The sequence below is a fragment of the Chitinimonas lacunae genome (assembly GCF_042650885.1).
GTDB lineage: Bacteria > Pseudomonadota > Gammaproteobacteria > Burkholderiales > Chitinimonadaceae > Chitinimonas_A > Chitinimonas_A lacunae.
This window is the reverse complement of the sequence record NZ_JBHSBU010000001.1, coordinates 4535325-4559131: the sequence shown is the minus strand read 5'-3', so window position 1 is coordinate 4559131 and position 23807 is coordinate 4535325. Positions and strand designations below refer to the sequence as shown.

General features: G+C 64.3%; 21 protein-coding genes. 16 read left to right on the top strand and 5 right to left on the bottom strand.

What is annotated here, in order from left to right; translation table 11 throughout:
- The first annotated feature begins 65 nt into the window (after positions 1–65).
- The 11 genes from ACFOW7_RS19535 to ACFOW7_RS19485 all read left to right on the top strand — a co-directional run bounded on the left by ACFOW7_RS19535 (position 66) and on the right by ACFOW7_RS19485 (position 11860).
- Positions 66–452 carry a MerR family transcriptional regulator gene (locus ACFOW7_RS19535; RefSeq protein WP_378167584.1) on the top strand — a complete coding sequence of 129 codons (387 nt, stop codon included), beginning with the start codon at positions 66–68 and terminating at the stop codon, positions 450–452.
- A 192-nt stretch (positions 453–644) separates the two neighbouring features.
- Positions 645–1808: an isovaleryl-CoA dehydrogenase gene (locus tag ACFOW7_RS19530; protein ID WP_378167582.1), complete on the top strand. Its 1164-nt coding sequence runs from the start codon at positions 645–647 to the stop codon at positions 1806–1808.
- Between the two features lie 130 nt (positions 1809–1938).
- On the top strand, positions 1939–3123 hold the full coding sequence (locus ACFOW7_RS19525) for an acetyl-CoA C-acetyltransferase (RefSeq protein ID WP_378167579.1): 1185 nt from the start codon (positions 1939–1941) through the stop codon (positions 3121–3123).
- Positions 3123–3794: an SDR family NAD(P)-dependent oxidoreductase gene (locus tag ACFOW7_RS19520; protein ID WP_378167575.1), complete on the top strand. Its 672-nt coding sequence runs from the start codon at positions 3123–3125 to the stop codon at positions 3792–3794. Before ACFOW7_RS19525 ends, ACFOW7_RS19520 begins: the two co-directional genes overlap by 1 nt.
- Before the next feature lie 70 nt (positions 3795–3864).
- Positions 3865–4617 carry a substrate-binding periplasmic protein gene (locus ACFOW7_RS19515; RefSeq protein ID WP_378167573.1) on the top strand — a complete coding sequence of 251 codons (753 nt, stop codon included), beginning with the start codon at positions 3865–3867 and terminating at the stop codon, positions 4615–4617.
- 33 nt (positions 4618–4650) lie between these two features.
- The gene (locus ACFOW7_RS19510) at positions 4651–5112 is read left to right on the top strand and encodes a MaoC family dehydratase (RefSeq protein WP_378167571.1); all 462 of its coding nucleotides are present in this window, start codon (positions 4651–4653) and stop codon (positions 5110–5112) included.
- A gap of 187 nt (positions 5113–5299) precedes the next feature.
- Complete coding sequence (locus tag ACFOW7_RS19505) at positions 5300–6439, top strand: acyl-CoA dehydrogenase family protein (RefSeq protein ID WP_378167569.1); 1140 nt, start codon at positions 5300–5302, stop codon at positions 6437–6439.
- Between the two features lie 39 nt (positions 6440–6478).
- Positions 6479–7054, top strand: a complete 576-nt coding sequence (locus ACFOW7_RS19500) for a GNAT family N-acetyltransferase (protein ID WP_378167567.1) — start codon at positions 6479–6481, stop codon at positions 7052–7054.
- A gap of 7 nt (positions 7055–7061) precedes the next feature.
- Positions 7062–8669, top strand: a complete 1608-nt coding sequence (locus ACFOW7_RS19495; protein WP_378167564.1) for a carboxyl transferase domain-containing protein — start codon at positions 7062–7064, stop codon at positions 8667–8669.
- A gap of 338 nt (positions 8670–9007) precedes the next feature.
- The gene (locus ACFOW7_RS19490; protein WP_378167562.1) at positions 9008–9799 is read left to right on the top strand and encodes an enoyl-CoA hydratase/isomerase family protein; all 792 of its coding nucleotides are present in this window, start codon (positions 9008–9010) and stop codon (positions 9797–9799) included.
- 51 nt (positions 9800–9850) lie between these two features.
- Positions 9851–11860 carry an acetyl/propionyl/methylcrotonyl-CoA carboxylase subunit alpha gene (locus tag ACFOW7_RS19485; protein WP_378167560.1) on the top strand — a complete coding sequence of 670 codons (2010 nt, stop codon included), beginning with the start codon at positions 9851–9853 and terminating at the stop codon, positions 11858–11860.
- A gap of 477 nt (positions 11861–12337) precedes the next feature.
- Here ACFOW7_RS19485 and ACFOW7_RS19480 read toward each other — a convergent pair whose 3' ends face one another.
- The 4 genes from ACFOW7_RS19480 to ACFOW7_RS19465 all read right to left on the bottom strand — a co-directional run bounded on the left by ACFOW7_RS19480 (position 12338) and on the right by ACFOW7_RS19465 (position 16164).
- A complete protein-coding gene (locus ACFOW7_RS19480; protein ID WP_378167558.1) occupies positions 12338–12814 on the bottom strand; it encodes an SRPBCC family protein in 477 nt (158 codons plus the stop codon).
- A gap of 395 nt (positions 12815–13209) precedes the next feature.
- Positions 13210–13632: a hypothetical protein gene (locus ACFOW7_RS19475; RefSeq protein ID WP_378167556.1), complete on the bottom strand. Its 423-nt coding sequence runs from the start codon at positions 13630–13632 to the stop codon at positions 13210–13212.
- Between the two features lie 10 nt (positions 13633–13642).
- A complete protein-coding gene (locus ACFOW7_RS19470; RefSeq protein ID WP_378167554.1) occupies positions 13643–14926 on the bottom strand; it encodes a hypothetical protein in 1284 nt (427 codons plus the stop codon).
- 200 nt (positions 14927–15126) lie between these two features.
- Entirely contained in the window at positions 15127–16164 is a 1038-nt protein-coding gene (locus ACFOW7_RS19465; protein ID WP_378167552.1) for an AraC family transcriptional regulator, read from the bottom strand.
- Between the two features lie 105 nt (positions 16165–16269).
- Here ACFOW7_RS19465 and ACFOW7_RS19460 point away from each other — a divergent pair, with 105 nt between their 5' ends.
- The 3 genes from ACFOW7_RS19460 to ACFOW7_RS19450 are packed head-to-tail and all read left to right on the top strand — an operon-like array spanning position 16270 to position 21049.
- Entirely contained in the window at positions 16270–17880 is a 1611-nt protein-coding gene (locus ACFOW7_RS19460) for an FAD-binding oxidoreductase (RefSeq protein WP_378167550.1), read from the top strand.
- The gene (locus ACFOW7_RS19455; protein ID WP_378167548.1) at positions 17877–19478 is read left to right on the top strand and encodes a glycerol-3-phosphate dehydrogenase/oxidase; all 1602 of its coding nucleotides are present in this window, start codon (positions 17877–17879) and stop codon (positions 19476–19478) included. Before ACFOW7_RS19460 ends, ACFOW7_RS19455 begins: the two co-directional genes overlap by 4 nt.
- A gap of 8 nt (positions 19479–19486) precedes the next feature.
- On the top strand, positions 19487–21049 hold the full coding sequence (locus ACFOW7_RS19450; protein ID WP_378167546.1) for an FGGY-family carbohydrate kinase: 1563 nt from the start codon (positions 19487–19489) through the stop codon (positions 21047–21049).
- Between the two features lie 323 nt (positions 21050–21372).
- On the opposite strand, the gene ACFOW7_RS19445 is transcribed toward ACFOW7_RS19450, so the two are convergent.
- Positions 21373–21702 carry a DUF2185 domain-containing protein gene (locus ACFOW7_RS19445; protein WP_378167544.1) on the bottom strand — a complete coding sequence of 110 codons (330 nt, stop codon included), beginning with the start codon at positions 21700–21702 and terminating at the stop codon, positions 21373–21375.
- Between the two features lie 341 nt (positions 21703–22043).
- Between ACFOW7_RS19445 and ACFOW7_RS19440 the strand changes: the two genes are divergently transcribed.
- Both ACFOW7_RS19440 and ACFOW7_RS19435 read left to right on the top strand, forming a co-directional pair.
- Entirely contained in the window at positions 22044–22841 is a 798-nt protein-coding gene (locus ACFOW7_RS19440) for a transporter substrate-binding domain-containing protein (RefSeq protein ID WP_378167542.1), read from the top strand.
- Between the two features lie 98 nt (positions 22842–22939).
- Positions 22940–23746: a transporter substrate-binding domain-containing protein gene (locus ACFOW7_RS19435; protein WP_378167539.1), complete on the top strand. Its 807-nt coding sequence runs from the start codon at positions 22940–22942 to the stop codon at positions 23744–23746.
- The last annotated feature ends 61 nt before the right edge of the window (positions 23747–23807 follow it).

The following is a 23807-nucleotide window of genomic DNA, read 5'->3' as shown; positions in this document are numbered from 1 at the left end:
GGCCATTATGACACCACCCTGCCCCTCTGCTATATTCCCGAAAGTTTATATTTGTACAGACGCTTATGGCCGAACCCGCCTCCGATCCGACCTATACCATCACCGAACTGGCGCGCGAGTTCAATCTGACCACCCGCGCCATCCGTTTCTACGAAGACCAGGGCCTGCTGTCGCCCGGCCGGATCGGTCGCAACCGGGTCTACGGCCGCGCCGACCATACCCGGCTCAAGCTGATCCAGCGCGGCAAGCGACTGGGTTTCAGCCTGCAGGAAACCCGCACCCTGTTCGATCTCTACGACGCCGCCAAAGACGAGCGACCGCAACTGGTACGCCTGCTCGAATATCTGCGTCCCAAGCGCGAGGCGCTGGAGCAGCAACGTGCCGATATCGATGCCATCCTGGCCGAGATGGACCAGCTCGAACACGAGTGCGAGGCCATCCTGCGCGACTAGCGCCGTTTGCTGACCGGCCAATTGACGTTTACGTCAACGGAACTGTAAAGTGCCAGCCATGCGCCCGATCCGGGCGCTGGCAAATCCCGATCACCTCACTACACACAGAACATTGGTACGGGCCGGTCCGAAGCCGGGCCGCCGCGACCTCCGCTCGCGGCGCCGGCGCAACCCGAGTAGGAGACAACCCTCATGCATATCCCTGCCCTCAATTTCGGCCTGGGCGAAGAGATCGACCAGCTGCGCGACGCCGTCCGTCATTTCGTCGTCGACCAGATCGCCCCGCGTGCCGCCCAGATCGACGCCGACAATCTGTTTCCCGCCGATCTGTGGCGCAAACTCGGCGAGATGGGGCTGCTGGGCCTCACGGTCGAAGAGGAATACGGCGGCAGCAATATGGGCTATCTGGCCCATATCGTGGCCATGGAGGAAATCTCGCGCGGTTCTGCCTCGGTCGGCCTGTCCTACGGCGCGCATTCCAATCTGTGTGTCAACCAGATCCGCAAAAACGGCAATCCGGCCCAGAAGGCCCGTTTCCTGCCCAAGCTGATTTCGGGCGAATGGGTCGGCGCGCTGGCGATGTCCGAACCCAACGCCGGCTCCGACGTGGTCAGCATGAAACTGCGCGCCGACAAACGCGGCGACCGCTATCTCCTCAACGGTTCGAAGATGTGGATCACCAACGGCGGCGACGCCGATGTGCTGGTGGTCTATGCCAAGACCGACAGCGAAGCCGGCGCCAAGGGCATCACCGCCTTCCTGGTGGAAAAGGGCATGAAGGGCTTCAGCTGCGGCAGCAAGCTCGACAAGCTCGGCATGCGCGGCTCCAATACCTACCCCCTGTTTTTCGACGATGTCGAGATTCCGGCCGAGAATGTGCTCGGCAGCGAAGGTCGCGGCGTCAATGTATTGATGAGCGGGCTCGACTACGAGCGCGCCGTGCTGGCGGGCGGCCCGCTTGGCATCATGGCTTCCTGCATCGATCTGGTGGTGCCCTATGTGCACGAGCGGCGCCAGTTCGGCCAGGCCATCGGCGAATTCGAACTGATGCAAGGCAAGCTCGCCGATATGTATGCCACCTGGTCGGCCTGCCGGGCCTACGTCTATACCGTGGGTCGGGCGCTCGATCGCGGCGAGACCACCCGCAAAGACGCCGCCGGCGCCATTCTGTACGCCGCCGAAAAGGCCACCTGGATGGCCGGTGAAGCGATCCAGACCCTGGGCGGCAACGGCTATATCAATGAATACCCGGCCGGCCGGCTGTGGCGCGACGCCAAGCTGTATGAGATCGGCGCCGGCACCAGCGAAATCCGCCGGATGCTGATCGGGCGCGAGCTATTCAACGAGACCCGTTGAAATCGCTCGATAGAAACTATTCTGCAAAATGTCTGCCACTTCTTTTCTGGCATACAAATAAAAATAAACATTTCAACGCGAGCCATGCCGGGATGTCCCCGGCGGCCCGCTCCGACCTGGAGACCGCGTCATGAGCAACGAGTCCATTGTTATCGTTTCGGCTGCCCGCACCCCGATGGGCGGGCTGCTCGGTGATTTCGCCAGCCTGAGCGCCGGCCAGCTCGGCGCCGTGGCGGTACGCGCCGCCGTCGAGCGGGCCGGTATCGCGCCGGAGCTGGTGGAAGAAGTCATCCTCGGCAATGTGCTGCCCGCCGGCCAGGGCCAGGCACCGGCCCGCCAGGCTTCGCTGGGCGCCGGTCTGCCGCTGGGCGCCCATTGCACCACCATCAACAAGATGTGCGGTTCGGGCATGAAGGCCATCATGCTGGCGCACGATCTGCTGCGCGCCGGCAGCAATAGCGTGATGGTGGCCGGCGGCATGGAATCGATGAGCAACGCCCCCTATCTGCTGCCCAAGGCGCGCAGCGGCTATCGCCTGGGCCATGGCGAACTCAAGGACCATATGTTCCTCGACGGCCTGGAAGATGCCTACGAGCGCGGCCGCCTGATGGGCACCTTTGCCGAGGACTGCGCCGACCAATACGGCTTCAGCCGCGAGCGGCAGGACCAGTTCGCCATCGAATCGCTGAGCCGGGCCCAGAACGCGATCAAGGAAGGGCTGTTCCGCGATGAAATCGCCCCGGTCACCGTGCCCGGCAAGAAAGGCGACACGCTGATCGAACAAGACGAGCAGCCGATGAAGGCCAAGCTCGACAAGATCGCCAGCCTCAAACCGGCCTTCCGCAAGGACGGCACGGTCACGGCGGCCAACTCGTCCTCGATCTCCGACGGTGCTGCCGCCCTGGTGCTGATGCGCGAAAGCGATGCCCGCGCCCGTGGCCTCACGCCGCTTGCCCGCATCGTCGGCCATTCGAGCCATGCCCAGGAACCGGGCTGGTTTACCACGGCACCGATCGGCGCCATCAAGAAACTGTTCGAAAAGACCGGCTGGAGCGCCAGCTCGGTCGATCTGTTTGAAATCAACGAAGCCTTTGCCGTGGTCACGCTGGCGGCCATGACCGAACTCGACCTGCCGGCTGCCAAGGTCAATGTGCACGGCGGCGCCTGTGCCCTGGGCCATCCTATCGGCGCCTCGGGTGCACGCATCGTCACCACCTTGCTCTATGCACTGCGCCGCTACGGCAAGCAGCGCGGCGTGGCCAGCCTGTGTATCGGCGGCGGCGAAGCGACGGCACTGGCGGTGGAGCTGCTCTGATGCCTGCGGTCCTGATCATCGGCGCCAGCCGTGGCATCGGCCGCGAACTGGTACGGCAATATCTGGCCGAGGGCTGGCAGGTGCTGGCGAGCTATCGCCAGCCTGCCGACGGCGATGCCCTCGAAGCGGCCGGCGCCGAGGCCATCCGGCTCGATGTCGGCGACGCCGCCGCCTCCGAGGCGCTGGCCGCTTCGCTCAAGCCGGCTTCGCTCGATCTGGTGATCCTCAACGCCGGCATCTATCCGCAAGGCGACGAGGACCCAGCCCATCCTGACGAGGCCGCGTTTCTGGAAGGGATGCGGATCAATGTGCTGGCGCCGATGCGGCTTGCCGCCTTGCTCAAGCCTGCGCTGAAACCGGGCGGCTGTGTGGCCTTCCTGTCCAGCCGAATGGGCAGCAAGAAATTGCTGGAAAGCGGCAACGCCCTGTTCTATCGCAGCAGCAAGGCCGCGCTCAATGTGGTGGTCAAGGGCCTGGCCAATGCCTGGAAGAACGAGGGCTTGCGCGCCCTGGCGCTTCATCCTGGCTGGGTGCGCACCGATATGGGCGGCAGCGACGCCGATATCGATGTCGCCACCAGCGCTGCGGGGCTGCGCCAGGTCATCGCCGAGCCGGGGTTGGCGCGCTCGGGCCGCTTCTTCGCCTACGACGGCGCCGAGCTGCCCTGGTAGCGCACGATGCTTGCCAAACGCCTACCATGACAGACAAGGTCGGAACGACTGCGGGCATGGGAGAAGGAACATGGCACGATCACTGGCACTTGGCCTGACGGCGGCACTATGGATGACGGCAGCAGCGGCGGAGCCGATCCGGGTGGCGGTATGCGAATGCGATTCGGCCCCGCTGCTCGAACTGGGCCCCGACCGCAAGCCGAGCGGCGGCATCATCAAGGACCTGGTCGAGCTGATCGCCGCCAAGCTGGGGCAGCCGGTCGAATACAAGGTGCTGTCGCGTAAGCGGATCGACCCGGCCCTGGAGCGCGGCGACGCCGACCTGGTCTGCTTCACCAGCCCGAACTGGACCCGGCTGGCCGACCGGATGCACTGGACCGGTGAGAATCTGGTGCAGACCGAATTGTTTCTGATGCATCGCAACTGGGCATTCCAGATCGAGTCGCTCGACGACCTCAAGGGCAAGACCCTCGGACTGATCCTGGGCTTTCACTATCCCGGCATCGATCCACAGGTCGAGCGCGGCGATATGCGTGCCTCGCGTCAGACCGATCATGTACAGAATTTCCGGCTGCTCGAGCGTCAGCGCATCGATGTGGCAGTCAGTACCGATCTGCAAATCGCCCACTATCTGCGCCAGAACCCCAAGGCGCGTTCGGTGCTGATGGTGTCCGATTTCGTATTGAGCCGTACCCCGACCCAATGCGCCGTGCCCAAGGCTTCCCGGCTCGATCCGGAACCGGTGCGGCGCGCAGTCAAGGCGCTGGGAGAACAGGGTGCTTTCGAGCGCCTGATGAAGACCTATCGTGAACCGTTGCTGTAAGCGCCAGCGGGCGCCCTTTCCAGAAAGATGTCGATGGACAAGCTGTATTTCGAAGACTTGAATCCCGGCCGGGTATTCCGCGCCGGTCCGCTTACCGTAGATCGCGAAGAGATGCTCGACTTCGCCCGCCGCTACGATCCACAGGATTTCCACCTCGATGAAGCCGCCGGTGCCGCCAGCGTATTCGGCACCCTGGTCGCCAGCGGCTGGCAGACCGCCAGTTACACCATGCGCATGCTGACCTCGTCCGACCTGGCCGCGATTGCCAACGGCCTGGTCGGGCTGCAACTCGACAAGGTGATGTGGCACCGGCCGGTCAAGCCGGGCGATGTGCTCAAGGCCGAATTCGACGTGATGTCGCGCAAGCGTTCGCGTTCCAAGCCCGGCTTCGGCGTGGTGCAGCTGGCCTGGCGCACCTTCAACCAGGATGGCGATCTGGTGATGAGCCTGGAAAACGCCATCTGGGTGGCCGTGCGCCATCCCGATGCCTCCTGAGGATCTATCCCAAAAGTAAAATATTCAGCAAACCCGCAGCAAGACGGGTAGCAACAAATTTAAGAATAAGAAGGTAATCTGCCCAAAACGGCAGGATGGATGACAGGCGCCACGCGCCCGAGGACCGCAGCCCGCCCAGGGAAGCCAGAGAAGCGCCCACGGCCGCGACAACGACGAGAGAGACAACATGCTACTCAGCGAAGAACATCGCATGATCCGCGACAGCGTGCGCGCTTTCGCCCAGGAGCAACTGTGGCCCAGCGCCGGACTGCGCGACGAGACCCACGCCTTCCCGTTCGACGAACTCGCCTCGGCCGCTGAACTGGGCCTGCTGGGCATCACCGTGCCCACCGAGTGGAACGGCGCGGGCCTCGACTATCTGGCCTCGGCCCTGGTGATCGAAGAGCTGGCGGCTGGCGACGGCGCCTTCTCCACCATCGTCTCGGTGCATAACTCGGTCGGTTGCGGTCCCATCCTGGCCCATGGCACGCAGGAACAGAAGGAACGCTATCTGCGCAAGCTGGCCAGCGGCGAATGGCTGGCCTCGTTCTGCCTGACCGAACCGCAGGTGGGCTCGGACGCCTCGGCGATCCGCAGCCGGGCGCTGCGCGACGGCGAGCATTATGTGCTCAACGGCAGCAAGCAATTCATTACCAACGGCCAGAACGGCCGCCTGGCCATCGTGATCGCCGTCACCGACCCGGCAGCGGGCAAGAAGGGGCTGTCGGCCTTTATCGTACCGACCGATACGCCGGGCTATCAGGTGACACGGGTCGAGACCAAACTCGGCCAGCATGCCTCGGATACCTGCGCCATCGTGCTGGAAAACTGCCGCGTGCCGCAGGCCAACCGGCTCGGCGCCGAAGGCGAAGGCTACAAGATCGCCCTGGCCTGCCTCGAAGCGGGCCGGATCGGCATCGCCGCCCAGGCGCTTGGCATGGCGCGCTCGGCCTATGAGACCGCGCTGCGCTACAGCAAGGAGCGGGTCAGTTTCGGCAAGCCGATCTTCGAGCATCAGGCGGTCAATTTCCGCCTGGCCGATATGGCCACCCAGCTCGAGGCGGCGCGGCAACTGGTCTGGCATGCAGCCCTGCTCAAGGATGAAGGTCTGCCCTGCCTCAAGGAAGCCTCGATGGCCAAGCTATTTGCCTCGGAAATGGCGGAACGGGTCTGCTCCGATGCGATCCAAATCCACGGCGGCTACGGCTACCTCAACGATTTCCCGGTTGAACGCATCTACCGCGATGTGCGCGTGTGCCAGATCTACGAAGGCACCAGCGATATTCAGCGGCTGGTGATCGGCCGGGCCATCGGCGCCGAGGTCTGAACTCGCGGCGCCGGCCTCCCTGCACAGAAGGACCCGATCATGACTGTACGCGACCAAATCCGCCCCATCCGCGCCCAGGACGGCGCAGCCCTGCGCGAAGTCCGGCTGGCGGCGCTTGCCGACGCGCCGGAAGCCTTCCAGGCCCGTCTGGAAGACGAGGCGGCCCGTCCCGAGCAGGAGTGGGCGGCCATGGCGACGCTCCATGCCGCCTCGGCCGATACCACCACCTTCCTGTTATGGCAGAACAGTCGCCCGGTCGGCATGATCGGGGCGTTTTTCGACCAAGGCCGGCGCGACCGCGCCTATATCTGTGCCATGTGGGTGGCGCCGGCACTCCGCCGAGGCGGCGCCGGCGGCCGGCTGGTCGATACGGCGGCGCGCTGGCTGGCCGAGCGCGGCGCCAGCCGGGTGCTGGCCTGGGTGGCCGACAGCAATATCGGCGCGCTGCGCTTCTATGAAAGCCTCGGCTTCGTCGATACCAAGGAGCGCGGCGAAATCCGCCCGGGCCAGGGCGAGACGCTGCTGGCCTTCGATGTGGCCATCATCGCCGGCGTCACCCAGGTGCTGTGTCCGCTGGAAAGCCGTCCGCAGCTCGAAGAAACCTCCACTTCCTGACCTTTCGATGAATATCCTGCCCAACCTCGTCAATCCCAAGACCGCGCAGTACCGGCTCAACCACGATGCCATGACCGCCCTGGTGGCCGATCTGCGCGAGCGGGTGGCCCGGGTCGAGCAAGGCGGCGGCGAAGTCGCCCGTCAGCGCCATGTCGGCCGGGGCAAGCTGCTGCCGCGCGACCGGGTCGCCCAACTGCTCGACATCGGCTCGCCGTTTCTCGAAATCGGCCAGCTCGCCGCCCTCGGCCAATATGAAGACCAGGTGCCGGCAGCCGGACTGATCGCCGGCATCGGCCGGGTAGCGGGGGTGGAATGCATGATCATCGCCAACGACGCCACGGTCAAAGGCGGCACCTACTACCCGGCCACGGTCAAAAAACATCTGCGCGCCCAGGAAATCGCGCTGGAAAACCGCCTGCCCTGCATTGCCCTGGTCGATTCGGGCGGCGCCAACCTGCCCAACCAGGACGAAGTCTTCCCCGACCGCGACCATTTCGGCCGCATCTTCTACAACCAGGCCAATCTGTCGGCCGCAGGCGTGCCGCAGATCGCCGCCGTGCTCGGTTCCTGCACGGCGGGCGGTGCCTATGTGCCGGCCATGTCGGACTATGCGGTCATCGTGCGCCAGCAAGGCACGATCTTCCTCGCCGGCCCGCCGCTGGTGCGCGCGGCCACCGGCGAAGTGGTCAGCGCCGAGGAGCTCGGTGGGGCCGATGTGCACGCCAAGATTTCCGGTGTCGCCGACTACTACGCCCATAACGACGCCCACGCGCTTGAGCAGGTGCGGCGCATCGTGGCCAATCTCAACTGGAAGAAACCGATCGGCCTCGCTACCCGGCCGGTCGAATCGCCGCGCTACGACGCCGACGAGCTGTACGGCATCGTCGGCAACGATCTCAAAAAACCGTTCGATATCCGCCAGGTGATCGCCCGGGTGGTCGATGGCTCGCGCTTTGATGAATTCAAGGAGCACTACGGCACCACGCTGGTGACGGGCTTTGCGCATATCTACGGCTATCCGGTGGGGATCGTCGCCAATAACGGAGTGCTGTTCTCCGAGTCGGCCCAGAAAGGTGCCCATTTCATCGAACTGTGCAGTCAGCGCGGCATTCCGCTGGTATTCCTGCAAAACATCACCGGCTTTATGGTCGGGCGCAAATACGAAGCCGAGGGAATCGCCAAGCACGGCGCCAAGATGGTGACGGCCGTGGCCACCTCGAAGGTGCCCAAGTTCACCGTGATCGTGGGCGGCAGCTTCGGCGCCGGCAACTACGGCATGTGCGGCCGCGCCTATCAACCGCGCTTCCTGTGGATGTGGCCCAATGCCCGGATCGCCGTGATGGGCGGCGAGCAGGCAGCCGGCGTGCTGGCCCAGGTGCGCGAGGAAGCGCTGGCCAAGCAGGGCAAGACCCTCGAAGAAGCCGAGCGCGAGGCGATCAAAAAGCCCTTGCGCGACCAGTTCGACGCCCAGTCCCATCCCTACTACGCCACCAGCCGGCTGTGGGACGACGGCATCATCGACCCCAAGGACACCCGCACCGTCCTGGGCCTTGCCCTATCGGCCAGTCTCAACGCTCCGATCGAACCGACCCGATTCGGGGTGTTCCGGATGTAAGGGATATCAACAAGGCCAGCGATACCACCACTTCCTGGGGTGCGTTAGCCGCATAGCGGCGTAATGCATTCATCGCTGTGTGGCGCTTGGTGTCTACCCGTCTGATTGGATCGGTGAGGGACAGGGCATTGAGGACAGCAAGTGAATAGGCAAGCTTCAGCGAGAACCGAGGCAAGGGTGCCTTACGCCGCTGTGCGGCTAACGCACCCTACGAGACGATGGCATCGTTTCGCGCTCGCTGCACGCCCTCTCGCTGCTGACTGGTCCGCCCTCACAGCCAATCTGCCCGCCCCAGCGTGCCAGGACACTCTCCACCCCAACCTTCCACGGAGCCGAACATGAGCCCATGCCTTCTGGTCGAAACTGCCACCAACGGCGTTGCCACCCTGCTGCTCAATCGCCCCGAGCGTCATAACGCTTTTGATGATGTGCTGATCGTCGCCTTGACCGAAGCGCTGCAAAAACTCGACGCCGATCCGGCGGTGCGGGTGGTGGTGCTGGCAGCCCAGGGCAAGAATTTCTCGGCCGGGGCCGACCTGGGCTGGATGCAGCGGATGGCCGGCTACGCCGAGGCCGACAACCTGGCCGACGCCCGCAAGCTGGCACAGCTGATGGAGACGCTCGACCGGCTGTCCAAGCCGGTGATCGGCGCCGCCCAGGGCGCCACCTTCGGCGGCGGGGTCGGGCTGATCGCTTGTTGCGATCTGGTGGTGGCCAGCAATGACGCCCAGTTCTGTCTGTCCGAAGTCAAACTCGGCCTGATTCCGGCGGTGATCTCGCCTTATGTGGTGCGCAAGATCGGCGTGGCCGCCGCCCGGCGCTACTTCCTTACCGCCGAGCGTTTCTCGGCCAGCGAAGCGCAGAGGTTCGGTCTGGTGCACGAGCTGGCACCCGCTGACGAGCTGCCGTCGCTGTCGCATGCCCTGGCCGAGCATCTGCTCGCCAACGGCCCCCAGGCGCTGGCCGCCGCCAAGCGGCTGATCCACGACATCGCCGACCGCCCGATCGATGCGGAACTGATCGACGACACCGCCCGCCGCATCGCGGCGATCCGGGTCGGGGCCGAAGGCCAGGAAGGGCTCAAAGCCTTCCTCGAAAAGCGTCCGCCCAACTGGATCAAGCCGCGCTGAACCGCAGACTTGCCACTCACGACGACGGTCGCCACGACCGCAAGGGACGATATGTTCAAGAAAATCCTGATCGCCAACCGTGGCGAAATTGCCTGCCGAGTTATCCGCAGCGCCGACCGGCTCGGTATCGATAGCGTTGCCGTCTATTCCGATGCCGACGCCGATGCGCGCCATGTCAAGCTGGCCGGGGAAGCCTTCCGGCTCGGCCCGCCTGCGCCCAAGGCCTCCTACCTGCGGGGCGACCGGCTGATCGAGCTGGCGCGCCAGAGCGGCGCCGAGGCCATCCATCCCGGTTACGGCTTTCTGAGCGAAAACGAAGATTTCGCCGCCGCCTGTGCCGCCGCCGGGGTGGTATTTATCGGTCCGCCCGCGGCGGCAATTGCCGCCATGGGCTCGAAATCGGCCGCCAAGCGCTTGATGGAACAGGCAGCCGTGCCGCTGGTGCCGGGCTATCACGGCGACGATCAGGATGCCGCGCTCCTGGCGCGCGAAGCCGAGCGGATCGGCTATCCGGTCCTGATCAAGGCCTCGGCCGGTGGGGGCGGCAAGGGCATGAAGATCGTCGAGCGGCGCGAGGACTTCGCCGCCCAGCTCGCCTCGGCCCAGCGCGAAGCCCAGGCCTCGTTCGGCGATGACCGGGTGCTGATCGAGAAATACCTGACCCGGCCGCGCCATATCGAAATCCAGGTGTTCGCCGACAGCCACGGCAACGTGGTCTATCTGTTCGAGCGCGATTGCTCGGTGCAGCGCCGGCACCAGAAAGTGCTCGAAGAAGCCCCAGCGCCCGGCATGAACGAAGAACGGCGCCGTCAGATGGGCGAAGCGGCCGTCAATGCCGCCCGTGCCATCGGTTATGTGGGCGCGGGAACGGTCGAATTCATCGTCGATACCTTGAGCGGCGAGTTCTACTTCATGGAGATGAACACCCGGCTCCAGGTCGAGCACCCCGTCACCGAGATGATCACCGGCCAGGACCTGGTCGAATGGCAGTTGCGTGTCGCCAGCGGCGAGCGTCTGCCGCTGACCCAGGAGCAGTTGCGCATCCACGGCCATGCCTTTGAAGCGCGCGTCTATGCCGAAGCGCCGGCGCGCGACTTCCTGCCGCAGATCGGCCATCTGCGCCATCTGCGCGAGCCGGCCCAGTCGGCCCATGTACGGATCGATACGGGCGTGGAAGCGGGCGACGAGATTTCTCCCTATTACGATCCGATGATCGCCAAGCTGATCGTCTGGGACGAATCGCGCGAACGGGCGCTCGACCGGCTGGCCCAGGCGCTGGCCGACTATGAGATCGTCGGTCTCGACACCAACCTCGACTTCCTGGGCCGTCTGGCGCGCCATCCGGCGTTCCGCGCCGCCGAACTCGACACCGGCTTCATTGGCCGCCATCAGGCCGAGCTGATTCCGCCGCCGCCCGAGCCGTCCCGCGAAGTGCTGGCCTTGGCGGCCCTGGCGGAACTGTGCAGCGTGGCGGCAGAGCGCGAAGCAGCCCGGTTGCGCTCGGACGACCCCGATTCGCCCTGGCATGCCGTTACCGGCTGGCGGCTCAATCAGGACAACCGCCATGCGCTGCATTTCCGCCATGGCGAGCGCGAATACGCGGTGGTGGCGCACTACCGGCCCGATCATTTCGTACTCGAACTGGGCGAGCACAAGCTGCGCGCCACCGCCCGGCTCGACGGCGACGGCCGCCTGCGGGCCGATCTCGACGGCCACCGCGTCAGTGCCTCGGCGCTGCGCGAAGAGAAGACGCTGACCCTGCTGTTTGCCGGTGCCGCCTATGAGCTGGAGCCGTTCAATCCGCTGCTGGCAGGTCTTGCGGCCGAAGACGACAGCGGCGGCCTGACCGCACCGATGCCGGGCACGGTGGTGGCGGTCCATGTCAAAGCGGGCGATACGGTCGAAAAAGGCGCGCCCTTGATGATCCTGGAAGCGATGAAGATGGAACACACCATCGCCGCCCCGTTCGATGGCACGGTCGAGAGCGTGTTCTTCCTGGCCGGCGAACAGGTCAAGGAAGGTGCCGCATTGCTCGCGCTGATCAAGACAGAAGGCAAATAGAAAATATTGTGCAAAATATCCGCAAGATATATTGCGCGATATAGATAAAAATTAATTACTTCTCCGGAAGTCTCCAGCAAACAGCACAGGGGCGGCACGATTGATCGTACCGCCCCTGTGCTAGGTCGATGCTGCCTCAACCTTCACCTCCAGCCGACCATTCGAGGGTCTCTGAAAATGGCGTCCATACCCGCAAAGCCGTAGGGTGGGCCGGCGGGTTTCCGGAACAGCCGGGATCAGAAAGCTCCGCGCAGCGAAAGGCACCATGAAAGCGCAATGTCATGCAAGGTGCGTTGGACCGAGGGTGGTAACGCACCATGGCCTCCGTCTTGGCGGCGGACCCAGCGACAGCACATGACGGAAAAAATGGGGCGTCAGGCCACTTTGCGGCGCCGTTGATCCGGACACCGATGTGAAGCTGACCCGCCAGCCCTAGCGTCTCCGCGCTTGACTCGCCTTTGACTGGACGGACGGGTGCTAGCGCTGTTTGCTGGCCACCTCGACCAGTTGGTCGAGACACTGCCCCCAGCCCGAGTGGAACCCCATCTCTTCATGCCGGCGCCGGTCTTCCTCATTTTTGTGGATGGCGCGGGCAGTGTAGCGGGTGCGGCCGCCGCCCAGGTCTTCGAGCGTTACCACCGCAGTGAAGAACGGCTGCCCGCTCGGGCGATAGTCTTCCAGCAGCGCATCGGTCATCACCAGCCGGGACGGTTTTTCCGCTTCGAGCACGCAGCCCTGCATCGGATAGTCCTTGCCGTCCGGATCGCGCATCACCGCACTGAACAACCCGCCCGGGCGCGGGTCGAGCGAGCATTCGACCGTGGTGAACGGGCGGGGCGCCCACCATTGCTTGAGCAGGTCCGGGTCGGTCCAGGCACGCCATAGACGTTCACGGTCAACATCGACTTCACGGGTCAGCACCAGATCATTGGGCTTGTTGGCTTGTTGGGTCATGCGATCTCCTCCTCGACATGCGCAAGTGCACAGCGGTGTTGTGGGATGGAACGAACCGGAAAGTTGGCCAGATCATCGACACGACAAGGGTGCCCGGGCCAGCAATAGGAAAATAACAGGAAAATCAACCGCCACATAACATCGATATATAACATGAAAATAAATAAAGGCAGCCCCCATGGTGCCGCCTTATCCTTCTCCTATAGCCAGGCGTCAGACCAGATTGTCAGCCGGCCGTCAGGCCGATGTCTGCGCCTTTTACCCCCGCTCAACCGCCGGTGTACGAATGATCGGACGACTGCGATCGCTGGATTGGCGGAGCTTCGAGCACTGGACACGGCCAGACCGGCCACAGTGGACGGACAACACAGTGTAAGGGTCGAGCCCCGGCGGCCTTATTCCAGAACGATGCGCACACTCTGGTCCACGCTGCTTTTATCGACATAGCCGATGGCGGTCGGGTCGGTAGCGAGCCGGCGTTTGACCTCGGCATCGTTGGGCACTTCCTTGGGCGGCTGGCCGGCACCGGTGAAGATGCTCTTCGACCAGTAGGCTTTCATCTGATCGGCATTCTTGCCGACGAAGCGGTTGTAGAAGGCATCACGCATCGGCGAGCCTTCGGGCTGGTCGACCGGTACGACCGCACCGCCTTCGGGAAAGCGTTTGACCTTGCCAAGAAATATCTGCGACACCTGCGCAGCACTCATGGCAGCGGCCTTGTTCTGGGCCGACACCACCACCACCACTTCGGCACTTGCCATGGTGCTCCATAGCAGTGCCCCGACCATCACCGCGAGAAATCGTTTGCTTGGGCTCATGACTGGCTCCTCAGAACACAAAGTCGACCGATATGGACACCACATCAGCCTTACGCTGCTGTGGCCGGCCGCCAAAGCTGAAGAAGCTGCTGTTGTTCACAGCGTCGTCGAGGGAAACCCGCTCCCATTGCAGTTTGAGCGCGGTGTTCTTGAACGCATTCCAGCGCAGGCCGGCTGCCATCGTGTGACTGCCTGCGCTGCTGCCCAGAATCACCTCCTGCAATACGCCATTGAGTTCGCCGGCCACCGCACTGAGCGGACCGGGCACGGCCGTGTCGAGCTGCGGCGGCACCAGGCTGTTGGTGGTGCGCTGGCGCGAGTAATAGGTATAAGGGGTCCAGTTGCCGAAGCGTCGGCCGAGGCTCAAGTACCAGGAATCCATATCGGGCACCAGCGAGGACTCGCCGTAGCGCGAAGTGCGGCGCTGGGTGTACTCGCCCTGCGCAAGCCAAGTGCCGTCGTCGTAGCTGACCGACACGGCACGGAAGGTGACGGGACGGTCATCGAAGATCAGCGAGTCGCGCGCCGCATAGGCCCGGCTGGCCGGCCCGGCAAAACCCAGATCGCGCAAGGCATCGCCATAGCGGGTATAGCCAGCCACCAGCGGATCGACATTGGGATTCACCATGGTCAGCTTGTTGCGGATATAGGCCGCCCGATAGCTGAAGCGCTCATCCTCCAGCGTAGCGATCAGCCCGGTAGACGGTCCGGCCTTGACTTCCACGCTGCCGCCGCCGCCACGTACCTTCATCCAGCCCAGATTGGCGTGCAGCAGCAGGTTGTAGTCACCGAAGCTGGTGCGATAGAACAGGTCGGCCCCATCGCTCCAGGTCATCGGCACCTGCACATACACATCGACCGGCGGCCGCACCCAGACATAGGAATAGCCAACATTGCGGCTGGCCGAGATCGCATAGGCCGGAAATGCCGTGCGGCCAAGCCGGACCGACCATTCCGGGTTGATCTGGTAGGCCACGTTGGCCCACTCAAGCGTGGGCTTGAAGCTGTTGTCGTAACGCGCCTTGGACAGCAGTTGCACGGTGGCAGTCCAGTCAGGGGCAAAATTCCAGTCGGCCTGGACGCCGAGCTTGGTATCGATGGTGCCGCTCCAGCTGCGGGTATGGCCGGCGCCATTGGCCTGCATGGCGCTGGTGACAAAGTCAATTTCATCGTTGTCGGAATGCACGGCCCCGATCGTGCCAAAACCGCGTATGGCAAACGAGCGGTCCTCCGCGGCATGCGCCGTGGTCAAGGCTACGGCGACCGCCAGTGAAAGATAGGCTGGTCTCATCATCGATCTTCCCCTTGTCTCGAACTCATGGGACGGCACGCCATAGGCCGCCGCTGGCCGGGCGTACCGGCATCTTTTTGCGTTGTAGGTCCGTGCTCAGGGAAAGCAAAGAGTGAAGGACGTACCCTCGGCAAAAAGGAGACAAGACAATGGAAGTACTGGATTTTCTAAGGAAAATCCTCTAACAGCATGGATTGGCCGAGTCAGGCCGGCACCCGGCGCAGCTCGCGGTAACGGCCCGGGCCATCGCCCTGCCAGGCACGAAAGGCATGGTGGAAAGCCGCCGGGTCCTGGAAACCCAGCACATAGCCGATTTCGCCGATCGGCATATCGGTGGTTTCCAGATAGTGGCGCGCCAGCTCATGGCGGATCGCATCATGAAGCTGCTGAAACGCCACCCCGGCCTCGCCCAGCCGGCGTTGCAAGGTGCGCGGCGACAGCGCGAGGTCGGTGGCGATATCGGCCAGCCGCACGCTCTCCTGGCCCAGGCGGGCCAGAATCGCCTGCCGCACCTGCCCCACGATCGGCGGCACCTGCGGATGACGCTGCGCCAGCAAGGCTTCGGCATGGCGCTGCAATAGCGGCAGCAAGGTGTTATTGGCCTGCGGGATCGGCAGATCGAGCAAGGCCGCCGGAAACTCGGCCCGGTTCTCGCGGGCACCGTAGTGGACCGGGGCTTGCGCCAGCTCGGCCAGCCCTGCCCGTGGTCCGGGGTCGGCGGCGGCAAAGTACAGGGCACTCACGGCCAAGGGCTGGCCCACCAGCCATTGGGCGCAGGTGCGAATCCCGGCAAACACGCTCTCCGCCAGCACCCCGGCCTGCGGATGACCGGCCCAGTCGTTGCGCCAGCGATAGATGGCCCGCTCGCCGTCGCGCTCGAGTGTCGAGCGGCCCAGGTCATGCACCAGGCATTCGAAGCGCAACACCTGCTCCAGCGCGTCACCGAGCGTCGGACAGGCCAGGATCAGAATGCCGTTGACGCCATAGGTGGTCGGCTTGACCGCGCCGCCGAGCCGCCAGCCGAACAGCGGGTCGCCGCTGGCTTCGACGGCCGCGGCCAGCATGGCCAGATAATGGGGAACACTGACATCGGCCTCGGCCAGCCGCTCAAGGCCGGCCGCTCTGAGCAGTACCTCGGTGGCGACGCCGGCTGCGCGGGCGGCGTCGAGCAGGGTATGGGCATACGGGGCGACCACCCGGGGCGGGTGCGCTGGCGTGCTGGCACAAACGGTTGTCGGCATGGCGCAATGGGCGGCGGAACGGGCTTGGCTAGAATGCGGGTCTGGATTCGGCGGCAGCCGCCGTCGCGCGAGTATAAAACGGCCAAGGACCACGGAGAATCTTTCATGCGACGCTGGAACGGTTGGGGCGACGATGCCCTCGGCATGACGCTCAACGATAACGCCATCGCCATGCTGACCGAACGGGTCGGCGCCGGCCACAAGGTCGAGGATGCCAGCCTGGAGTCGGTACTGGCCCAGGTCCCGCCCTCGCCGCTGGCCGGCCAGCACGGCGTCGATATCTCGCCCCGGGCCCGCTACAGCGTGGCGCTGGGCGAGAGCTACCCCGACTGGATCAAAAAGCGCTTCGGCGTCGCCGTGCCGGTGCCCGATGGGGTGGTCTACCCCGAAACCAGCGCCGAGGTCCGTCACTGGCTCGACCGGGCCGGCGAGCAGGGCTGGCAGGTGATTCCCTATGGCGGCGGCACCAGCGTGGCTGGCCATCTCGACTGTCCCGCAGGCAGCCGGCCGGTGCTGTCGCTCAATCTGTCGCGCATGACCCGGCTGCTCCATCTCGACCAGGGCAGCCAGCTCGCCACCCTGGGTGCCGGCGCCCCCGGTCCGGTGCTCGAGGCCCAACTGCGTGCCCATGGCTATACCCTGGGCCATTTTCCGCAATCGTTCGAATACTCCACCGTGGGCGGCTGGGTGGTGACCCGCTCCTCGGGTCAGCAGTCGCTGCGCTATGGCCGGATCGAGCAGCTCTTTGCCGGCGGCCGCTTCGAGACCCCGATCGGCACGCTGGAGCTGCCGACCTTCCCGGCCTCGAGCGCCGGCCCCGATCTGCGCGAACTGGTGCTTGGCTCCGAAGGCCGCTTCGGCGTGCTGACCGAGGCGGTGATGCGGGTCAGCCGCCTGCCTGAACACGAATCCTTCCATGCGCTGTTCTTCCCCGACTGGGAGCGGGCCGAAGCGGCGGTACGCGAGCTGGTCCGGGCCAAGCTGCCGCTGTCGATGCTGCGGCTGTCCAACGCCATCGAGACCCTGACCAATCTGACGCTGGCAGGCCACGCCGATCTGATCCGCTGGCTCGAACGCTATCTGGGCTGGCGTGGCTGTCCGGTCGGCGACAAATGCATGCTGATGCTGGGCGTGAGCGCCGACCGCCGCAGCGCCGCACAGGCACTGGCCAGCGCGCGCCGGCTGTCGCGTCAGCACGGTGGCGTCTATATCGGCCGCCGGATGGGCGACAAATGGCGCGACAACCGCTTCAAAGGCCCCTATCTGCGCAATACCCTGTGGGAACACGGCTACGCCGCCGACACCATCGAAACCGCCGTCGACTGGCCCCGGGTCAAGCCGCTGATGCAGGCAATGGAGCAGGCCGCCCGCGATGCCTTTGCCGAGGACGGCGAGCGGGTGCATGCGTTTACCCATCTGTCCCATCTCTACAGCCAGGGCAGCAGCATCTATTCGACCTTTGTCTACCGGATCGCCCCAGGCGGCTTTGCCCCCAATCTGGAACGCTGGCGCCGTTACAAGGCACGGGTGTCGGAAGCCATCGTCAGCCATGGCGGCACGATCAGCCACCAGCACGGCGTGGGCAGCGACCATGCGCCCTATCTGCCGGCCGAGAAAGGCCCGCTTGGCATGGCTACGCTGGCCGAGCTGTGCCGCCATTTCGACCCCCAGGGCATCATGAATCCGGGCAAGCTGCTACAGGACCCGCCGCGATGAGACCGCTGACCCGGGCCGACAAGCTGGCGGCGCTTGAGCAGGAGTGGGATCTGGTGGTGGTGGGCGGCGGCATCAGCGGCGCCGGCGTGCTGCGCGAAGCGGCCCGGCGCGGCTGGAAGGCCCTGCTGATCGAGCAGCGCGATTTCGCCTGGGGCACGTCGAGCCGCTCGTCGAAGCTGGTGCACGGCGGTCTGCGCTACCTCAAGGAAGGTCGCTTCGGCCTGACGCTTCATTCGGTGCGCGAACGCCAGCGTCTGATGGCCGAGGCACCGGAGCTGATCGAAACCCAGAGTTTCCTGTTCGGCGACTTCGCCGGCCGCAAGCCGGGGCGCTGGCTGTTCCAGCTCGGTCTGGAAATCTACGACCGGATGGCCGGCCAACGCAGCCACCGCTATGTTGACGCCCACGCCGCCAGCACCTTCGCGCCCGGACTCGCCCAGCGCGATCTGCGCGGCGCCATGCTCTATCTCGACGCCAAGACCGACGATGCCCGGCTGGTGCTGCGGGTGCTGCAAGAAGCCCAGGCCGACGGCGGTATCGCACTCAACTATATGGCGGCACGCCAGTTGCGGCTCGACGGCGGTCGGGTCAGCGGGATCGAGGTCGAAGACAGCGAGACCGGTCTGCGCCACACCCTGCGGGCCCGCACCGTGGTCAACGCCACCGGGGCCTGGGCCGACCGGCTGCGTGGCCAGCTTGGCCGCGCGCCGACGCTGCGGCCGCTGCGCGGCAGCCATCTGACTTTTCCTGCCTGGCGCGTGCCGGTGGCGCAGTCGATCAGTGCCATGCATCCGCATGATGGCCGGCCGGTGTTTATCTATCCGTGGGAAGGGGTGACGCTGGTCGGCACCACCGATCTCGACCATGGCGGCGAACTCGACTGCGAAGCCGCCATTAGCGCTGACGAAGTGGCTTATCTGCTGGCGGCAGTCAACGACCAGTTGCCCGGGCTTGCCGTCGGTTACGACGATATCGTGGCGAGCTATGCCGGCGTGCGGCCGGTGGTGGACGACGGCACAGGCGACCCGTCGAGCGCCGGGCGCGATCATGTGGTGATGGACGAAGACGGCCTGATCACCGTGACCGGCGGCAAGCTGACCACCTTCCGGCTGATGGCGCTCGATGCGCTGCGGCTCGCCGCGGGCCGGCTGAACCGGCCGCTTGGCAACAGCGACGGCCCGATGTTCAGCCCGGCCATCGAGCCGCGTGGCCTCAACCCGGCAGCGACGGCGAGGCTGCTCAACCGTTACGGTCCGCTCGCCGCGATCGCCGCCCGTCAGGCCGGCCACGGCGAACTCGACTGGATCGCCGGCAGCGCCTCGCTATGGCTCGAATTGCGCTGGGCGGCGCTGCATGAGTCGGTGGTCCATCTCGACGATCTGCTGCTGCGCCGCACCCGGCTCGGCATCGTGCTGCCCCAGGGCGGCCTGGGCCAGATCGAGCGGATCCGTACCCTGGTCCAGCCGGCGCTGGGCTGGGATGAAGGCCGCTGGCTCAATGAAGTGGCCCGCTACCGCAGTCTGATCGACGCCCACTACAGCCTGCCGCCGCGCGAGACGGTGCCCGGCTGGCAACGCTATCTCGCGCCCAAAGCCTGAGACCCGCCATGGCCCAAGACTATCTCCTCGCCATCGACAACGGCACCCAGAGCGTGCGCGCCCTGCTCTACGATCTGCGCGGCCATCTGGTGGACAAGGCCCAGGTCGCCATCGACACCTACCGCTCGCCCGAGCCCGGCTGGGTCGAGAACGACCCCGAGGATTTCTGGCGCGCGCTCTGCCAGGCCTGCCAGCGGCTCTGGGCCAATACCCAGGTGCCGCGCTCGGCCATCGCCGGCGTGGTGATCACCACCCAGCGCGCCACCATGATCAATCTGGACCGTCAGGGCCAGCCACTGCGCCCGGCCATCATCTGGCTCGACCAGCGCCGGGTCGATCAGGTCAGCCCGCTGCCCTGGTATTGGCGCACCGCCTTTGCCGCCATCGGCATGTCGCACACCCTGCGCTTCTTCCAGCGCGAGGCCGAGGCCAACTGGATCGCCCAGCACCAGCCCGATATCTGGGCACGTACCGATAAATACCTGCTGCTGTCGGGCTATCTCAACTACCGCTTTACCGGGCGGATGGTCGATTCGATCGGCAGCCAGGTCGGCTATATGCCCTTTGACTACAAACGGCGCGCCTGGGCCAAGTCGGGTGACTGGAAATGGCTGGCGCTGCCGATCGAGCCGTCGATGCTGCCCGAGCTGGTCGAGCCGGGCACGCCGATCGGTCAGGTCACCGCCGCGGCGGCACGCGATACCGGCATTCCCGAAGGCTTGCCCGTGATCGCCGGCGCCGCCGACAAGGCTTGCGAAGTGATCGGTGCGGGCTGCCTCACGCCGGAGATCGGCTGCCTGAGCTACGGCACCGCCGCCACCTTCAACACCACCACCCGACGCTATCTCGAAGCCACACCGTTTATTCCGCCCTACCCGGCCGCCGTGCCGGGCCACTACAACACCGAAATCCAGATTACCCGCGGCTTCTGGATGGTGAGCTGGTTCAAGGAACAATTCGGTCTGCATGAGCAGTTGCTGGCCGAACAGCGCGGCGTGGCGCCCGAGTCGCTGTTCGACGATCTGGTCAACGCCGTGCCGCCCGGCTCGATGGGACTGATGCTGCAACCGTTCTGGAACCCCGGCATCAAGGTGCCCGGTCCCGAAGCCAAGGGCGCAGTGATCGGCTTTGGCGACGTCCATACCCGCGCCCACCTCTACCGCGCCATTCTCGAAGGACTGGCCTATGCGCTGCGCGAAGCCAAGGAGCGGATCGAAAAGCGCGGCGGCCCGACCATCAGCCGGCTCCGTGTCTCGGGCGGCGGCTCGCAGAGCGACGCGGCCATGCAGATCACCGCCAATATCTTCAATCTGCCGACCGAACGGCCGCACATTTATGAGACGAGTGGGCTGGGCGCAGCCATCACGGCGGCAGTTGGCCTTAAGCTCCATCCAGACTTCGGCGCAGCAATCCGCGATATGACCCGAGTCGGCCGGGTGTTCGAGCCTGAACCGATCAATGCCCGCGCCTACGACGAGCTGTACCGCCGGGTCTACTGCCGCATGTACCGCCGCCTGCAACCGCTCTACCGCGATATTCAGCGCATCACCGGCTATCCCAAACTCGACTGACCCGCCCCCGATTGCCGCGTCCCCCCCACAAGCTGTAGGGTGGACGACGGCTTTTGGCCGTCTCCGCTTGATCGGATGGGGTCGGGAAACTGGACGGACAGATCGGTGCAGCAGCAAAAATCCCGCCTTATTATTTAGTTTCCTTTATTTTATGGCTATATATCTTGCAGACAGTTTGCAGGATTTTTTCTATTTAGCCAGAACATCCGCAAAGCCAACCCGGCACCTTGAAGCGAAACCCAAAACAATGCCGGCCACCTCACGGTGGCCGGCGGGAAACCGGCTACAACTAGATTTGAACTGGACGAAAGTCCCAGGCTGACCTATTCGTCGCTGGCGTCGTAGAACACGCCGTCTTCCTTGTCGAAGGCGGCGCCGACAGGCGACTTGAGCAAGGGGATGATCGATTCGTCGTAGTTGGCCACGACATTGACATCGAGCAGGCTGAAGTTTTTCGGGTTATCGATATAGGTATCGCTCTCGGTGCCGGCGAAAAAGCGCCAGCCGCTGTCCTGCTCATCTTCGGGCTGATCGCGGTACATATAGCGCACCGGTTCGCCTTCGATGGTAATCAGGTCGCTGACGACACAGAAACCGTGCCCCGTGGCCAGCTCGCGCAGCTCGTTGCTAGACAGTCGGTAATGCTTTGCCATAACGGGCGCCTCAGAAGAATGGAGCCCAAGCATAGCAAGCCCATCGTCCCACGGTAAGCACCAACCCTACAGGTATGACTGAAATGCATGGGTATTCAACTATATGCGTCTACCCATATTGCACTTAAATTGAAGAACAATGCATAAAACGCATAGCTCTCAAAAATACCCGACTATGGCAAAAATGTTTTTGCCGACCTGTCGCGCCCAATGCGACCGTGCTTTGCAAAAAACGTCGCGTTGCGCTTTATGACATCATGGTATGTCGATATACTTTCCTGTTCTACAAAACCGAGCCGTGCCGAGTCATCGCCGCTCCCGCTCTATCCGGAGGAAAAACCATGTCGCGCCCATCTGTCTTGTTAAGCGCCAGCCTGTTGCTGGCAGCCGTGTTTGCCCAGGCCGACCAGCTCGATGACATCAAGGCACGTGGCCAACTGGTTGCCGCCGTGATCGCCGATGCGCCACCGTTTGGCAGCTTCAACGCCGACAAGACCGTCTCGGGCTACGACATCGATTTCGCCTCGGCCATCGCCAAGAAGATCGGGGTCAAGCTGGTAGTGCGCGATGTGCAGCCCTCGCAGCGTATTCCCTATGTCAAGCAAGGCCAGGCCGATATTGCCGTCGCCACGCTGACCAAAACGTCCGAGCGGGCCAAGGAAATCGACTTCAGCCTGGGCTATTTCGTGACCGGGCAGAAATTTCTGGTGAGGCGCGGCAAGTACAACTCGATCGAATCGCTGACCCGCGCCCGTATCGGCGTCGCCCAAAGCACCACCTCGGAAGCCCAGTTGCGCAAGGAACTGCCCAATTCCACCGTGGTGCTGTTCCCCGACAACCCCGAAGCCATCAAGGCACTGGTCGATGGCCAGATCGACGCCGTCACCACCGACGAGCCGGTATTGGCCGGCCTGCTGGCCAAGTTGCCCAACCGGGGCCAGTTCGAGATTCCGGAAATCTCGATCTCGACCGAAGCCTATGGCATCGGCATTCGCAAGGGCGAAAAGCGTCTGCAAAAACTGATCGACGAGACCTTGCTGGAAATGGAACAGAGTGGCGAAGCCGAGCGGATCTTCAACCGCTGGTTCGGCCCCAACTCCAGTACGCCGCTGACGCGGATTTTCCGTATCCGCAGTTGAGTCTTGCCGCGCAGGTTCTGCTGTTTGAGGTAGTTATTGATTGATCCGCTGTCCCGGCGCCGTCTGCTTAAGTCGGCGCCGTTTTTCGAGGAAATACTATGCCATCCATCCGTCCCCTTTCTCTCGCGCTTCTGGCACTGAGCCTGACCCAGGTAACCGTCCAGGCCGACCAACTCGACGATATCAAGGCCCGTGACGTGCTGGTCGTCGGCACCAATGCCGATGCCCCGCCGTTCGGTTTCCAGAACCCGGACAAGACCATCTCGGGCTATGACGTCGACTTCGCCGCACTGGTGGCCAAGAAGATCGGGGTAAAGCTGACGGTACAGAACCTTGACCCGGCCGACCGTATCGGCATGCTCAAATCAGGCAAGGTCGATCTGATCGTCGCCACCATGACCAAGACTGCCGAGCGCGAGCGTCAGGTCGATTTCTCGCTGGGCTATTTCGTCACCGGCCAGAAGGTGCTGGCCAAGAAGGGCCGCTTCCCCGATGTCAACGCGCTGCAAGGCGCCACGATTGGCGTGGCGCGTGGCACCACCTCGGAAACCCAGTTCCGCCAACTGTTCCCCAAAACCGTGCTGATCTCGATGAACGATACCCATCAGGCAGTGCAGTTCATGCAGGAAGGCAAGATCGAAGGTGTCACCGGCGACGAGCCGGCGCTGGCCGGTCTGCTCAACAAGCTGCCCAACCGTGGCCAGTACGAGTTCTCGACCTTCTCGCTGTCAACCGAAGCCTATGGCATCGCCGTCAAGAAGGGCGAAAAGCGCATGCTCAAGATCGTCAACGACGCCCTGACCGAAGCCGAAGCCAATGGTGAAGCCACCCGCATCTTCAACCGCTGGTTCGGCCCCAACAGCACCACACCGCTGGTGCGGATCTTCAAGATCCAGAACTATTGATCGAGTCAGCCGGTCCGCCAACCTGGCTGACAAGGCACAGCAAGCAAAAAGGAGCAGCCAT